Genomic DNA, 13,720 nt, shown 5'->3' with positions numbered 1-13,720 from the left:
GGGCTGTCCCCAAGCTTTAGCTACTTGATATGCTCCCCATACGGTAGACAGGTGAAAGAATAAAGCCTGCTGCTGTGAGGGGGCATATCAAAAGTAGCTTTAGCCTAGGGGCAGCCCCTTGTCATTTTATGACTTCTTGGGACACCCCTTTTTGGATGTGTTACTTAAGTGATGTTGCGAAAATAGATGTTCAAAGGTGCACTTTCATTCCAGAGGAGACTATGATTTTCGAGCGGTTGTCGAAAGAAAGGTAATAGATGGAAATCCTCACGTTAATCCAGCCTGGATATCATTTGAAATCAATTTAGCTGGAAAAACTAACTCTAATATATGGATGATATGAGCCAAAATACGTAGATTTAGAATGAGAAACTCCAGATATTGGGCTTAACATGCTATTTTTCGGAGCAATTAACCTGAAAATTTCCTGATATTTCCTTAGGTCTGCCAGGCTGCTTTACATTACTGTAATCGCCCCCCCTGATACCGATACCTGTAATGCGAGCGAATCCTGGGCGCGCGTTGCGGCGTTACATGGCGGTCGAAGAGATTAGCACGACCTACTAGAATCAGCAAATTGCTCCGATGCTATTTCTCCTTAAAGTCAATACTATCGAGAATATTGACCTCGACGATAATTTCATGTTTCAACTGCGGGTACAGCTTGTCCTTCCAGTCCTTCAACTGCTGGTTAGACATTAGATGTCGAAAAAGCTGACCGTTTCCAAGCACGTCTGCTTTTAATGATCGAAGTTTCTCGGAAATATTCTTGGCTTGCTTTTCAAGTAATTTCTTGAGATCATTAGCGATTTCGCCATCTTTCTTATCTTTTTTATTCTCGGTAATTTCAACATCCAAACGGATACGGCTCACTAATTCAGGTCCTGTGGAAGGCCATTTGGTATGGTTGTGAACGGAAGCTTTTTTTATGAGAATACTTGCATCCTCGGCTAATTCGATCGTTCCGCCTGTATACTTTTCCTGGAAAATATTATTTAGTAGGGTCTCATCGGGGGAGAGTATTCCAACCATCCGATCCCGTCTCATGATGGCGGAGCCTTTGAATACAAATAAGGTAGTCGTACCTCTTTCAACCAATGGAATGGCGAAGTCCTCCGTATACGAATAAGCGCCGCGGTATGCTTCCCATACCCGATTGATTGATACACTCGGGGTCCAGCCGGCTTCTTCGCTGAAATAGTCATACGAGGACACCTCTGGGGTTGGCTTGATATTATGATGAAGTGTTTTTTCAAAATCGCCAGCTACGATAGCTACCATACCTTTAATGGAAATATCGCTGGCTCGCATGGCGTAATCCACGATATCCTTCATCCCTTTCTCGGCGATTTTCTGGCTTACCAAAAATAACCTCAAGTGTACCAAATCCACGCTTTTCTCCGCTTTCGTACGGATTGTGTCCACAGCTTTGCTTATGGAGCGGGACTCTCCTTCCAAAAAAAGCGTTCCCCCCTTAATATTAGGAACTTGAAGGATGATCTTATAAAGGCCATCATCGTTCATATTAATCCCCATAACGACGGGCAAATAACGCTTATTTATGTCCTTGACATCCCAACAGCCGCTCAATAATGGAACAAACATACTCAGGATTAGAAGACGAATCATAGAACGGGATATCAAGAAGGATGCCTCCTTTGCTTTAAACTGGACAGAACCGTCACAACAGGTATAATGATGATGCTGTAAAGGGCAAATAATGTATTTACGGAGTCAAAGTGATTCAGGCGATGCACATTGGGAATCATTAAACTTAGCACATATACGGCGAATCCGAAGATGAGCAAGAGCCATAATTCTTGAACAGGCAAGATCAGTTTCCTTATCAGAAGGATGAACATCCAGGTTGAAACTGCACCCTCTAGGATGCTTAGGGCACTGGACGAGACGATGAAAAAGGTGGGCAGCCAATCGAATACAACCCATTCCAGATCAATCGTATCAGTTGCAATTAGGGTAGGATGTTCCAAAAGGATCAATGTTTCTTGTCCAAATATGAAGAGGGGGACATAGACGCTGGCTATGTAAAAAAAGGCAATTAAAGCGAATACAGACCACATCTTTCGCATAGTAACCGATTTCTTTAAGGACAGCATTCCCAGGAACAAAAAGCCAGTATGGGCATACATGCTTACGTAGTAGGACGGTTTTGTCACGAAGGACATAGTAGGGTCCCATAAAGGGAATGCATTTAACAGGTCAAAGTTTTTATAGCTGATCAGCAACGAAAAAAGAACAAATGGCATAAAAAGGAAAAATAAAGCTACGCTCATACGAGCGATCACGGCAATTCCTTTGCTAGCCGCGTAAAATAGCAAAATCACATAGACCAAAGTAGTGGCCCATAGAGGGGTCTGGGGAAGCAAAGTGATGTTGATATCGGTAATTTGATTACGTGCCAGCAGGATTAAATGAAAAAAAATAAACAAAACAAAGGGCAGGAGAATCAGAATAGCCCCCCATTTTCCCACTGCTCCTCTGATGATTTCCACCAGGTTTTTTCCCTTGGAGAGGGATAATCCTTTCAGATAGATCCATACAAGAACAACCTCCAACAGACAGCTGGCCAATACGGGCTCCCAATGGGCTTTAGTTGTTGAATCAAAAATTTTGACAGCGTAGAAGGAAAGGGCAGCCGCAAGGTGCACTTGCAGAAGTAAGATGTAAATCATCCATTTACTCATAGGAAGTTTGTCCTTTTACACTAAGGCTCATATAGGGAACGGAGGTCGTATTGAGGCCTGACAAATAAATGCATAACCCAATAATAGATGCTTCCAACCCGAATATGCCGAACATCGTACTAAGCAATAAAGTGAAATATTTGAAAATTCGGATTCCAACCGTATTCATGTACCCCGCAATCGCAAAATTAGCAATAGTGGAGGTAGCCAAAATAATGATCAGCAAGTTGCTGACCAGTTGGGCTTGGACAATGGCTTGACCCAGTATAATGCCACCGATCATCGTAATAGTAGGACCGATACTTTTCGGTAGACGTGTAGTAGCCTCAATGACCATTTCCAGCAGGACCAGCATGAGGCATACCTCAACAATGGCTGGGTAAGGAACACCCTCTCTACTCTGCGCAACAGAAATAGCCAATTGAATCCGGAGAAGCTCAGGATTTACGGAATTCAAGATGACATATAAACCGGGCGTAACGATAGCAAACAGGATCCCTACGATCCTAAAAAAGCGATAAAAAAACGTAACCAAAGCCGGATAGTTCAAGTCGGATTTAAGTGACCACAAGTCCTTGATAATGGCCGGGAATGCCAATGCAAAGGGGAATTGGTCCATAATGATAATCACTTTGCCGTCAAGCAGGTTTTGGGCGGTTTCTTCAGCAATCTCCGTAGATAAATAGGTCGGAACAAGGGAAAGCTGAGGCTGTTCGAGCATTTTCAGTAAATCGGCTACATTTTTTATATCGTTGGATTTGTTATTTTGAAGCTTTTGTTTAATAAATTCAACTACTTTAATGTTAGCCTCTCCCTTTACGTAAATAAAGGCAATGTCCCTAGGCGAATTAGTGCCTGTTGTATGGGATTCGACAACCATGTCTTTTCTTTTTACTTTTTTACGGAGTAAACCAATATTGGTATTAAGATCCTCAGTGAAAGAATCGAACGCTACTTGAAGCGGATGCTCATTCTGAGGCGGCATGATCGGGCGGCTGAGCTTTGATCCCACTGGTGTTAAGGAAATCGGCTTGTCAGAATCCATTTGGCGTATGATTATTTCTCCGGAGAGCATAGAAGTGACCAGTTCAATGGAGAATGGAGCTGCCTGCAAAGACTCTTCCGGATTTTGTTCCATGATGGAAAGCGTTTCTGACAGATCGACCAGTGACTTTAAATAGTACAAGGTCATTAATTGGCCTGAGAAGGATACGGTTGTTATTGTAAAATCGGCATTGTCTTTCATTTGATCAATAAGCTGCTGCTCCCAATCCAATTTAATGGAATCGTACATTAAAATCACCTCTTCCATAGTTTGCATTAAATACCATGGAAATATGTATGATTAAACAGAGCTTCACTATTTCAAATAGATGAGGTAAGGATTAGGCTGATGTCCATAACCCTCAATAATAGAGTTCCTTCTGCCATGCTCCATCAAGCGGTGTTAGCGGCAAAGCGGGGAGCTTCAATTCCTGCGCGGCAATGCGGAGATAGCGGGTATTGAAACGAATCTCCATTTGTTCTTTGGAAGGTGAGATTTGTCCCAAATGCTGGACGGGCTCAAAATAATTCAGCATCTTCAAATCCTTGTAGTACAGGGCTGCATCCCAACGGATTTTTGAAATGGATAGGCTGGTTACCTCTACTGCAAACCCGGTTTCCGCAGAAAATATTTTTGCAACCCGATTGGGCTGGTCCCGGATTAGACGGTTGGCGAGCAGATTCGCCTTCAAGTAGGCGACGGCCAAATCCTCATGGGCCAAAACCCAACGTTCATCCGCCACTATCCCAGCCATGAAACCTAAACCTAACTCCTGATTGAAAATCGATTTTCCGATTTTTTGGTGATGGACAAGACTAAGGAATGGTTCCCACATGATCGATGCGCTTAGCCTGCCTTGACGCAAGCTTTCCATACTTTCCTCAATGGAGCGGTGAATTATATTCAACTCAGGCATGTTATGCGATTCCAGCATCTTTCTTAACCGGTACTCGGCGTTAGTACGAAAAGTAGTGGCAATGGGCAAAGTTGCGAGCTCGGATATGCTCCCCAGTGTCAAATCAGTGGGTACTACCATCCCAAATCCATCTCCATTAGTCGATTTGCCTGCGGCGGCAAGCAGAATGGGTCGGAAATCAGGCAACAGCGTGCCAACCAAATGACTGACGGACAGGGCGTAGTCTCCAAAAGTGGCAATATGAATGTTGCCGGCGATCATCCAATTAATCAGCTCCATGCCGTCTTTGGCTTTATGCCACTTGACCTCGATCTTGTCCTTGGAGCGGATGCGTTTCAGCTCTTCTTCAAGTAATCCGAACTCTTTAATAATTAACGGGCTCCACATATGGGTCGACACAGTTGTATATCCGATGATTAGGGTCTCGTCGCTGGAGGAGGCTGAGGGAGTGCGCCGTACTTGGCCAAACTCTCGATACCAACGCATTACCTCGTTCTTATCGAAGTAGATTTCCTTGCCTATTTTAACGCTTGGCAGCTGTTTATTTTTGCGCCAGCGGTCAATAGTGGAGCGGCTCACATCCAATTGATCCATGACTTCCCGGATATGTATTAAATTGAATTGATCCTTGAGCATTAGGAAGCACCTCCGAAATGTAAAATTAAGGACATTTTCGTCTATTTTGGTCATTGGTCGTTTATATTTATCATTTTGTTGACTTAGGAATAGGGGCGTGCTAATTTTAATTAATCCTAGTATAACGATATGAATTATGTTATTTCAATCATTATTTGTAAAGTAAAGGGGAGAATCGTTTGTCGAACACAGTTAGCGCGAGATGGCTCAGTGAAAACTTAAACAATAAGGAGCTTGTAGTTGCAGATTGTCGGTTTATTCTCGGGAATCCTTTTGCAGGAAAAGAAGCCTATGAGAGCGGCCATTTGCCGGGAGCCGTATATTTCGATCTGGAGCATGATCTGTCAGGTACAATTGAAGCACATGGCGGAAGACATCCTCTTCCTAAGGTGAATGATTTGGCTATAAAGCTTGGGAATGCAGGGATTGATGAAACAAAAATCGTAGTCGCTTATGACGATCAAGGTGGCGCAATGGCTTCCCGGCTGTGGTGGATTTTGAAGTATTACGGTCACGACCGTGTTTATGTGCTGGATGGCGGCTTTACGCATTGGAAGAGCCTTGGTTATGAGGTTACGACGGAGCTTCCCGCTTACAGCTCGAGTGAATTCATTCCTCGTCTGCAGGAAGGATGGCTGCTGAACGCCGAACAAATCAGGCAAAGACTGGAGCAAGCGGATACGATCCTCATCGATTCGCGTGAAGAGAAAAGATATCTCGGTCTCGAAGAGCCGATAGATAAAATGGCTGGACATATACCTGGGGCTGTAAACTATTTTTGGAAAAATGCTTTCACTGCTGAAGGATCGTTGAAAGAGACTGGTGAATTGAAAGAATTGTTTAATGAAGTGGATGGGTCAAAAGAGATCATCGTGTACTGTGGGTCGGGGGTTACAGCGTGTCCTAACATCCTCGCTTTAACGGAAGCCGGGTTCACTAATGTCAAGCTGTATGGCGGAAGCTGGAGTGATTGGATTACTTATTCAGACAATCCGATTGCCACAGGAAGTAAATAGTTAAATAGGCAGCTGACCGGATGACCGGAGGCTAAGATTATCATTGCATACAGCGCAATGGAGGTCTTGGCCTTTTTTCGTCGGAGTGCTGGAGTTCAAAATACAAGGAACAAGGAATAAAAAGGAGAGGAATGATGACTGAATATGAGCAAAAGAAAAGGCCAGCTTCATATTACGTTATCCTTGCAGAGCACAGGATACCACCCCGGGAGCTGGCGGCATCCCAATGCCCGCGCAGAGAACTTGCATGATCCGTCCTATTTCTACAGAATGGCGCAAACCGCTGAGCGTGGCAAATTCGATCTGCTGTTTCTGGATCATACTTCTGTCGGCGATCGCCTAGGAGCTACAGGAAAAGAGCCGGGGCTGCTTCTTGAGCCTTTCACTTTGTTGGGAGCTTTGGCTTCTGTCACGAAGCATATTGGGCTAGGCGCAGCGGTATCGACATCCGTCATTGAGCCGTTCGCCGTAGCGCGGCAGTTGGCGGCGCTGGATCATCTCAGCGGAGGAAGAACGGCATGGCTGGCGAGTGTGTCAGATCATCGCGAGCCGAAGCGCCATGGCGGATTGCCTGAGCTGTCCCGATCTGAGCGGACCGAGCGCCAGCAGGAATTTGTTGAAGTAGCGCAACGCCTCTGGGACAGCTGGGAAGAAGGGGCGGTCATTGTCGACAGGGAGCAGGGACGTTATACCGATTCCGACAAGGTGCATTTGATCCATCATGCAGGGAAGCATTTTACCGTGCGGGGTCCCTTGAGCATTCCCCGACCTCCTCAGGGATATCCGGTTCGCATCGGGTCGAGTTCAGTTCTGGGAAACCGGAATGGGAATGTGGAGGATAGTGATTCGGCAGAGCTCATTTTAAGCTCACGGCCTTCAGTAAGAGAAGCAGCTGATTTTTATGCGCAGCTTAAGCAGCGAAACGCCCTGAGAGGACGTTTCCCTAATGGCGTAAAAGTGCTGACGGTCTTGACGCCGATTATAGGGGCGACTGAAGAGGATGCCCGGAACAAAGCCGCGGAGCTTCAAAAGCTGATCGATCCGGAGGCAGGTATCGCCTTGTTATCCGATCTGTTTGATACAGATCTGACAGAATACCCTCTCGACGGTCCACTGCCTGTTATTCCTTTCTTAAAGGAAGCGGTCATAACAGCGGGACTGGAGGGTTTGACCCTCCGTCAACTCAGCCTCCGGGCATTGGAGCTAAAAGGAACTAAAGTGTTCGTAGGGACATCGGAGCAGCTTGCCGATTGGATGGAAGAATGGTATCTCGCTTATGGAAGCGATGGCTTTCATCTTCAGCCATCACTGCTGCCGAACGGACTCGACGAATTTGTCGAACAGGTCATTCCTCTGCTGCAGCGCAAAGGCCTTTTTCGTACTGCATATACGGGAAATACGCTGAGGGATCATCTAGGGCTCAAGGCTCCGGCGGCTTACGGCCCAATAAGCAGGGAGGGATAACGATGGGACATGCAAAAAAACAGCTGCATCTCGGTGTTTTTCTATTAAATACCGGACAGCATACCGGAGGGTGGCGGCATCCAGAAACCCAGGCCGATCGCCTGCTCGATCTGGCTTTCTATCAAGATTTTGCGAGGCTGTCGGAGAGAGGGAAATTCGATACGATCCTGATACTGGAGCAAATCGCCATCGGCGAGCAGAATGGCAAGGTAGCGGAGGAACGTTCGATACCGACACCGGATACGCTGACCTTGCTGTCCATTATGGCATCGGCTACGGAGAAGATCGGCTTGACGGCTACGCTGTCTACGACGTATAACGACCCCTTCTATGTTGCAGCAAGGTTTGCAACGCTGGATCACTTGAGCCGAGGCCGGGCTGGCTGGAATATGGTGACCTCCCAGGATCCGCGGCTCGCTTCCCAATTCAGCAAGGAGGCCCACATGGACCATGCCTTGCGGTATGATCGCGCGAATGAATTCGTCGATGTAGCTATGAAGCTTTGGGACAGCTTGGAGGAAGATGCACTGCTCGCGGATCGAAGCTCGGGTCATTACTTCAATCCGGCCAAAGTGCACGATATCAATCATTCAGGCGATTATTTCGCAATAAGTGGCAGCTCTTATGTACCTCACCCGCTGCAGGGGTATCCCGTGCTGTTTCAAGCAGGGTCTTCGGGAAGCGGTCTGAAGTTTGCAGCCCAGAAAGCGGAGGTCGTCTTCACTGCTCAAGATAATCTTCTGGATGCGCAGGCTTACTATGCGAATCTGAAAGGGATGCTGGAGCAGTATGGACGAAGGCCGGATCAGCTGCATATTTTACCGGGTCTCGCTCCCATTCTCGGATCGACAGAGCGAGAGGCGAAGGAAAGAGAGGAGTACTTTAACGAGCTTGTTCTTCCGGAGGTCGCAGTGAGAACCTTGTCCGGTACAATTGATGTGGATTTATCTGCATATCCACTGGACGGTCCTTTTCCATACTGGGAAATCGATGCGGAGGCCAACAATAGCAAGAAGAGCCGCCTGCAGCTGCTGAAGGATTTGGGGAAACGCGAGAAGCTGACCGTTAGGCAGATGAGCAGGCATGTCATATCTGCAGGCGGACATCACACATTCGCGGGAACGCCGGAACAGCTGGCGGACCTGATGGAGGAATGGCTGGATCATGGAGCGTGTGACGGCTTTAATATCATGCCATCCCACTATCTTCGCGGGCTTGAAGAGTTTGTTGACCATGTTGTTCCAATTTTGCAGCAAAGAGGCCGCTACAGGACTGAATATACAGGAAGCACGCTTCGTGACCATCTGGGGTTAGCGAATCCAGCGAATCGCTGGTCGGCGATCCATACTAAATAAAAAAATCAGGAGGAACCCTTTTATGAAAACTAAAGGTCTTTATCTTATTTTTGCTGTGATGCTGCTTGCGATCTTGGCAGGCTGCGGAAAAACCGCACCAGCTGTGGGAGACAGCTCGGCCAATGCTTCTGCACCAAATACGGCATCACCAGCCGCCAAAGCGGCGCCTAAAGTCATCAAGGCGGCACTAAATACGGTGCCTGTGCCGTTATTCAGTTACCTGGACGAGAAAAATCAGCCGGCTGGTTATATGATTGACTACTTGAGGGAGCTTGAGAAAAAGCTGCCGGAATATAAATTTGAATACGAAGCTGTAGATAACGAAGGTCAGCTGATCGGTACCGATACTGGCAAATACGCCTTCGCAGCCAACTTTTGGTTCAAAAATCCGGAGCGGGAGAAAAAATATTTATACCCCAAGCAAGAGTTTGGCTATTCGATTACAGGCTTGGCCATCAAGCCGGACCGTAATGATATCAAGACTCTGGATGATTTGGTAGGCAAGAAATTGGTGCCGATGACTCCGGTTTCCGGCTTCCGTTACATTCTTAAAGACTATAATCTTTTGCATCCGGGCAAGGAGATCAAAATCGAGGACGTGGAGAAGACAACACCAGCAGATGATTTGAAGCTCGTTGAATCCGGCAAGTACGATGCCCATTTGCTTAATATCAATCATTTTGAAGATGCGGTAAAGAAATTAAACCTGAACTTGAAGATCGGTGGCGTTATCTCGAAAGAGTCGGTCTATTTTATATTCAACAAGAACCAGCCGGAGCTTGCTCAAAAGATTGATGCAGCCACTGTAGAACTGATCAAAGACGGAACGCTGCCCAAGCTTTCGGAGAAATGGTTCAAGGTGGATGTGTTTAAAAGCCTGGAGTACGTACAGCAGGGCTATAAATTCCGGAAGGAAAATTAACGAAGAGGAGCTTCGCCGGAATGGACACGACTCTGAATCTGATTCTGCGAATAGCTGAGAGACTGCCTGTCACGTTGACGATTTTGCTTTTATCTCTCTTGTTTGGTCTATTGCTGGGATTGGTCATAGCCATTGTCAGAATTCAAAAAAAAGCAATTCCTTATGCCATTGCAACGTTCTATCTGTCCTTCATGCGGTGCACTCCGACCATCGTCCAGCTCTTCCTGATCTATTATGGGCTGCCGCAGCTGCTTATCCTGTTTGGGATCGATGTGAACAACTGGGACAAAATTATTTTTGCCGTGATCACCTTCTCGCTGCACAGCGCAGCCTTCTTTTCCGAGGTCATCCGATCCTCCTATCTGGCGGTAGGAAGCGGACAGCAGGAAGCTGCATACAGTGTCGGGATGAGCTACAGTCAATCGCTCAGAAGAATCATTTTGCCGCAAGCCTTCGGCATTGCGATCCCGAGCTTGGGCAACAATGTCATTATTTTATTAAAGGAAACCTCGTTAGCCTTTTCCATCGGGATCACTGATATTATGGGTCAAGTGCAGATCATCCTCGGCAATAATTACGGCGCCAATACGTTTCAAGTTTATTTCCTGGTATCGTTGATTTACTGGGGGCTGAGTATAGTTATTGAGAAGGGACTTGGACGGTTGGAGAAGATTTATAAAAAGGGGCATGTCAGCATTGCGAGATAAAGGAAGAAAGGAAGGGAACCCCATTGGCTAACTTCAGCTTGGCATTTGCCATCGAGAAATTCCCGGAGGTTCTGAAAGGCGTGCCTTTAACCTTGTTGGTGGCAGTCATCTCGATGGTATTGGGTACGGTTATTGGACTTATCATCGCATTATGTAGAATCTATAAGGTGCCGGTACTCAATAAGCTGGGCGCCTTGTACGTTTCCTTCGTCCGTGGGACCCCTCTGCTGGTGCAAATTTATGTCGTGTTCTACGGCACGCCGCTGCTCATCGATATTTTGAACAAGGAATGGGGCTGGCATCTGCCTTTTTCGGAAATATCTCCTCTAGGTTTCGCTTTGCTGGCGTTTACGATCAATTCGGCTGCCTATCAGTCGGAGGTCATTCGGGGGGCGATCGGCACAACGGATTCGGGGCAAATGGAGGCTGCGCTTTCTATCGGGATGTCCACATCCCAGGGATTGCTAAGAATTATAGCTCCCCAGGCACTAGTCGTCGCTCTCCCGAATTTGGGCAATATTTTTATTAATTTGATTAAAGGAACCTCACTCGCATTCGCCATCAAAGTTATCGAGATCATGGCCCAAGCCAAAATTGTGGCAGGTGACGGTTATCAATATCTGGAGATGTATCTTGACGCTTCGCTTATTTATTGGGTCATTTGCTGGAGTTGCGAGAGGCTCTTCGCATGGCTTGAGACGAGGTACAGCCGTCATGAAAGAAGGATTGCCGCGTAATAATGGGCAAGCGAAGCGATATAGCGACTCTTAAACTTGAGGTGAGACAGTATGATAAAAATGTCTAAGATTAAAAAATCATTTGGCCGCAATCAGGTGCTGAAGGGTATCGATCTGACCGTACGCAAGGGAGAGGTCGTCGCTATTCTTGGGCCGAGCGGTTCGGGCAAAACCACGCTGCTGCGCTGCCTGAACTACCTTGAAAAGCCGGATGAAGGAAGCATTGCGATCGGCGGGTTCTCTGTCGATTGCAAACGTGCGGGCAAGAAGGAAATTCATCAGCTCCGGCAAAGATCGGCGATGGTGTTTCAGCAGTATAATCTGTTCAAGCATAAGACTGCACTGGAAAATGTGATGGAAGGTCTTGTGGTGGTTAAGAAGATCCCTAAGGAAGAGGCGAAGCAAAGGAGCGTAGAGCTGTTGGAAAAGGTGGGGCTTGGCAGCAAGCTGGACGCCTATCCGTCTCAGTTATCCGGCGGTCAGCAGCAGCGCGTTGGCATCGCTCGGGCGCTGGCGCTTAATCCCGAGGTGATTTTATTCGACGAGCCGACCTCGGCACTGGACCCGGAGCTTGTGGGTGAGGTGCTGTCGGTGATTCGCAAAATTGCCAAGGAAGGGATTACGATGATTATAGTTACCCATGAGATGAGCTTCGCGCAGGATGTCGCCAATCATGTCGTCTTTATGGACGAGGGCGTAATTGTGGAGGAAGGCAACCCGTACGAGCTGTTCAATGATCCGAAGGAGGAGCGTACCAAGCAATTCCTCGCGCGGATTCGACCCGAGCTGAGTTATTCCATTTAAGGCCATTCGGAACTAAAAGTTCCGTTATTCCATCAGCCGGTTCTAATCTAAGGAGATAGCGGAAGTGGGAATTCCGTTATGTTGGAAGTACTGGGCATTTGTTCATGAAAATAGAGGTATAACGGAACTAGCACTTCCGTTATACCTCTGTTTTTTGAGTTTTCCAGCTGATAGAGGAACAATGACTTCCGCATTACCGTTCACTTCCGTGATTCTAGTACTGGCGGGCTGTTTAGGGGCATGTGCAGGCGAGGCCAATACTTAATCCACCGAAAGAAAGGTAATAGATGGAAATCCTCCCGCTAATCTAGCCAGGATATCGTTTGAAACCAATATAACTGGAAAAACTCACGCTAATATAGGTGATATAGATGAAATCAGACGGTGTAAAATAGTTTGTGTACCACAATTTGGAGCCTAGTCAGGCAACAAAAAAGTAGGGTATTCTCGGGATGATCAAAGTCACCAAGAAAGGAACCCTACTCATGTCAACTATACACGAAGCAAAGCTCTCAGATCTATTTGAAAATCTTGTCACTTCATTTGTTCAAGAAAATCTTGAGAACATCATGAAAGCTGAAATTAAAAACTTTATGGAGGACAGTGAACAAGCGAATAATAACCGCAACGGTTATTACAAGCGAACACTTCACACCAAGTTTGGCCACATCGAGGATCTACAAGTCCCACGGGATCGCAATGGAGATTTCCAGACGCAGGTGTTTCAACCCTACCAGCGTCGAGATGGCTGGCTTGAGGAGGCAGTTATCCAGATGTATAAAAGCGGTATGGGTACCCGAGACGTTGCTCGTTTCATTGAAAGTATGTTTGGTAGCCACTACTCTCCCACTACCGTTAGTAACATTACGGCTACGGTGCTTGAGGATATACACCAATGGCAGTCCAGACCACTAAAGAAGCGTTACTCTGTCATCTACCTCGATGGCCTGTACGTCAAACTCAAACGCAGTACGGTTAGCAGCGAAGCTATTTACTTTGCCATGGGTATCGATGAAGACGGCCACCGTCAGATTCTTGGCTTTTACGTAGGTGGCCAAGAGAGTGCCAACGGCTGGCGGGATGTCCTCAAAGACCTGTATAAGCGTGGTGTCCAAGAAGTGTTGCTGGGTGTGTTTGACGGCCTTCCAGGACTTGATGATGCTTTCCGGGAAGCGTATCCGAAGGCTGACGTACAACACTGTATTGTTCACAAAGTTCGTTCTACCTTTCCTAAGATTCGCGTACAGGATAAGGCAGATTTTATTGATGATTTGAAGACGATCTATCATGCACTCGATCATGATCTTGCTATGGCTGCCTTCGATACGGTAAAGGCAAAATGGGGCAAGAAGTATCCAAAGGAAATCAAATCATGGGAAGACCAATTGCCCACACTCTTGACCTTTTACAAGT

The 13,720-nt window shown here is 46.7% G+C and carries 12 protein-coding genes; 8 read left to right on the top strand and 4 right to left on the bottom strand.

Annotation, left to right across the window (positions count from 1 at the left end; genetic code table 11):
• Nucleotides 1-588: 588 nt before the first annotated feature.
• From NV381_RS32305 to NV381_RS32290, 4 genes are all read right to left on the bottom strand, one after another.
• Nucleotides 589-1,644, bottom strand: a complete 1,056-nt coding sequence (locus NV381_RS32305) for a Ger(x)C family spore germination protein (RefSeq protein WP_258217430.1) — start codon at nt 1,642-1,644, stop codon at nt 589-591.
• Nucleotides 1,641-2,705, bottom strand: a complete 1,065-nt coding sequence (locus NV381_RS32300) for a spore germination protein (RefSeq protein ID WP_258217429.1) — start codon at nt 2,703-2,705, stop codon at nt 1,641-1,643. The genes NV381_RS32305 and NV381_RS32300 overlap by 4 nt, the downstream gene beginning before the upstream one ends.
• On the bottom strand, nt 2,698-3,999 hold the full coding sequence (locus tag NV381_RS32295) for a spore germination protein (protein ID WP_258217428.1): 1,302 nt from the start codon (nt 3,997-3,999) through the stop codon (nt 2,698-2,700). Before NV381_RS32295 ends, NV381_RS32300 begins: the two co-directional genes overlap by 8 nt.
• Nucleotides 4,000-4,111: 112 nt before the next feature.
• On the bottom strand, nt 4,112-5,302 hold the full coding sequence (locus NV381_RS32290; protein ID WP_258217427.1) for a helix-turn-helix domain-containing protein: 1,191 nt from the start codon (nt 5,300-5,302) through the stop codon (nt 4,112-4,114).
• Nucleotides 5,303-5,481: 179 nt separating this feature from the next.
• Here NV381_RS32290 and NV381_RS32285 point away from each other — a divergent pair, with 179 nt between their 5' ends.
• The 8 genes from NV381_RS32285 to NV381_RS32250 all read left to right on the top strand — a co-directional run.
• Nucleotides 5,482-6,318 carry a sulfurtransferase gene (locus NV381_RS32285; protein WP_258217426.1) on the top strand — a complete coding sequence of 279 codons (837 nt, stop codon included), beginning with the start codon at nt 5,482-5,484 and terminating at the stop codon, nt 6,316-6,318.
• Between the two features lie 144 nt (nt 6,319-6,462).
• A complete protein-coding gene (locus tag NV381_RS32280; protein WP_258217425.1) occupies nt 6,463-7,782 on the top strand; it encodes an NtaA/DmoA family FMN-dependent monooxygenase in 1,320 nt (439 codons plus the stop codon).
• Between the two features lie 2 nt (nt 7,783-7,784).
• On the top strand, nt 7,785-9,137 hold the full coding sequence (locus NV381_RS32275; RefSeq protein ID WP_258217424.1) for an LLM class flavin-dependent oxidoreductase: 1,353 nt from the start codon (nt 7,785-7,787) through the stop codon (nt 9,135-9,137).
• Nucleotides 9,138-9,159: 22 nt separating this feature from the next.
• The gene (locus tag NV381_RS32270; RefSeq protein WP_258217423.1) at nt 9,160-10,059 is read left to right on the top strand and encodes a transporter substrate-binding domain-containing protein; all 900 of its coding nucleotides are present in this window, start codon (nt 9,160-9,162) and stop codon (nt 10,057-10,059) included.
• Nucleotides 10,060-10,079: 20 nt separating this feature from the next.
• Nucleotides 10,080-10,766, top strand: coding sequence for an amino acid ABC transporter permease (locus tag NV381_RS32265; protein WP_258217422.1), 687 nt, complete (start codon nt 10,080-10,082; stop codon nt 10,764-10,766).
• A 23-nt stretch (nt 10,767-10,789) separates the two neighbouring features.
• Nucleotides 10,790-11,503 (top strand): amino acid ABC transporter permease, encoded by a 714-nt coding sequence (locus tag NV381_RS32260; protein ID WP_258217421.1) that lies wholly within the window; start codon nt 10,790-10,792, stop codon nt 11,501-11,503.
• 51 nt (nt 11,504-11,554) lie between these two features.
• The gene (locus NV381_RS32255; RefSeq protein ID WP_258217420.1) at nt 11,555-12,307 is read left to right on the top strand and encodes an amino acid ABC transporter ATP-binding protein; all 753 of its coding nucleotides are present in this window, start codon (nt 11,555-11,557) and stop codon (nt 12,305-12,307) included.
• Between the two features lie 485 nt (nt 12,308-12,792).
• The coding region (locus tag NV381_RS32250) for an IS256 family transposase (protein ID WP_419182324.1) at nt 12,793-13,720 on the top strand (928 nt) is incomplete at its 3' end.

It is taken from the genome of Paenibacillus radicis (ex Xue et al. 2023), assembly GCF_024722015.1.
Lineage (GTDB): Bacteria > Bacillota > Bacilli > Paenibacillales > NBRC-103111 > Paenibacillus_S.
The sequence above is the reverse complement of the archived record's forward strand: the minus strand, read 5'-3'. Positions and strand labels throughout refer to the sequence as shown.

Coding starts and splice junctions, on each gene's coding strand:
- NV381_RS32275 (WP_258217424.1), top strand. CDS start 7,785: ATGGGACATGCAAAAAAACAGCTGCATCTCGGTGTTTTTCTATTAAAT.
- NV381_RS32295 (WP_258217428.1), bottom strand. CDS start 3,999: ATGTACGATTCCATTAAATTGGATTGGGAGCAGCAGCTTATTGATCAA.
- NV381_RS32270 (WP_258217423.1), top strand. CDS start 9,160: ATGAAAACTAAAGGTCTTTATCTTATTTTTGCTGTGATGCTGCTTGCG.
- NV381_RS32255 (WP_258217420.1), top strand. CDS start 11,555: ATGATAAAAATGTCTAAGATTAAAAAATCATTTGGCCGCAATCAGGTG.
- NV381_RS32280 (WP_258217425.1), top strand. CDS start 6,463: ATGAGCAAAAGAAAAGGCCAGCTTCATATTACGTTATCCTTGCAGAGC.
- NV381_RS32290 (WP_258217427.1), bottom strand. CDS start 5,302: ATGCTCAAGGATCAATTCAATTTAATACATATCCGGGAAGTCATGGAT.
- NV381_RS32265 (WP_258217422.1), top strand. CDS start 10,080: ATGGACACGACTCTGAATCTGATTCTGCGAATAGCTGAGAGACTGCCT.
- NV381_RS32300 (WP_258217429.1), bottom strand. CDS start 2,705: ATGAGTAAATGGATGATTTACATCTTACTTCTGCAAGTGCACCTTGCG.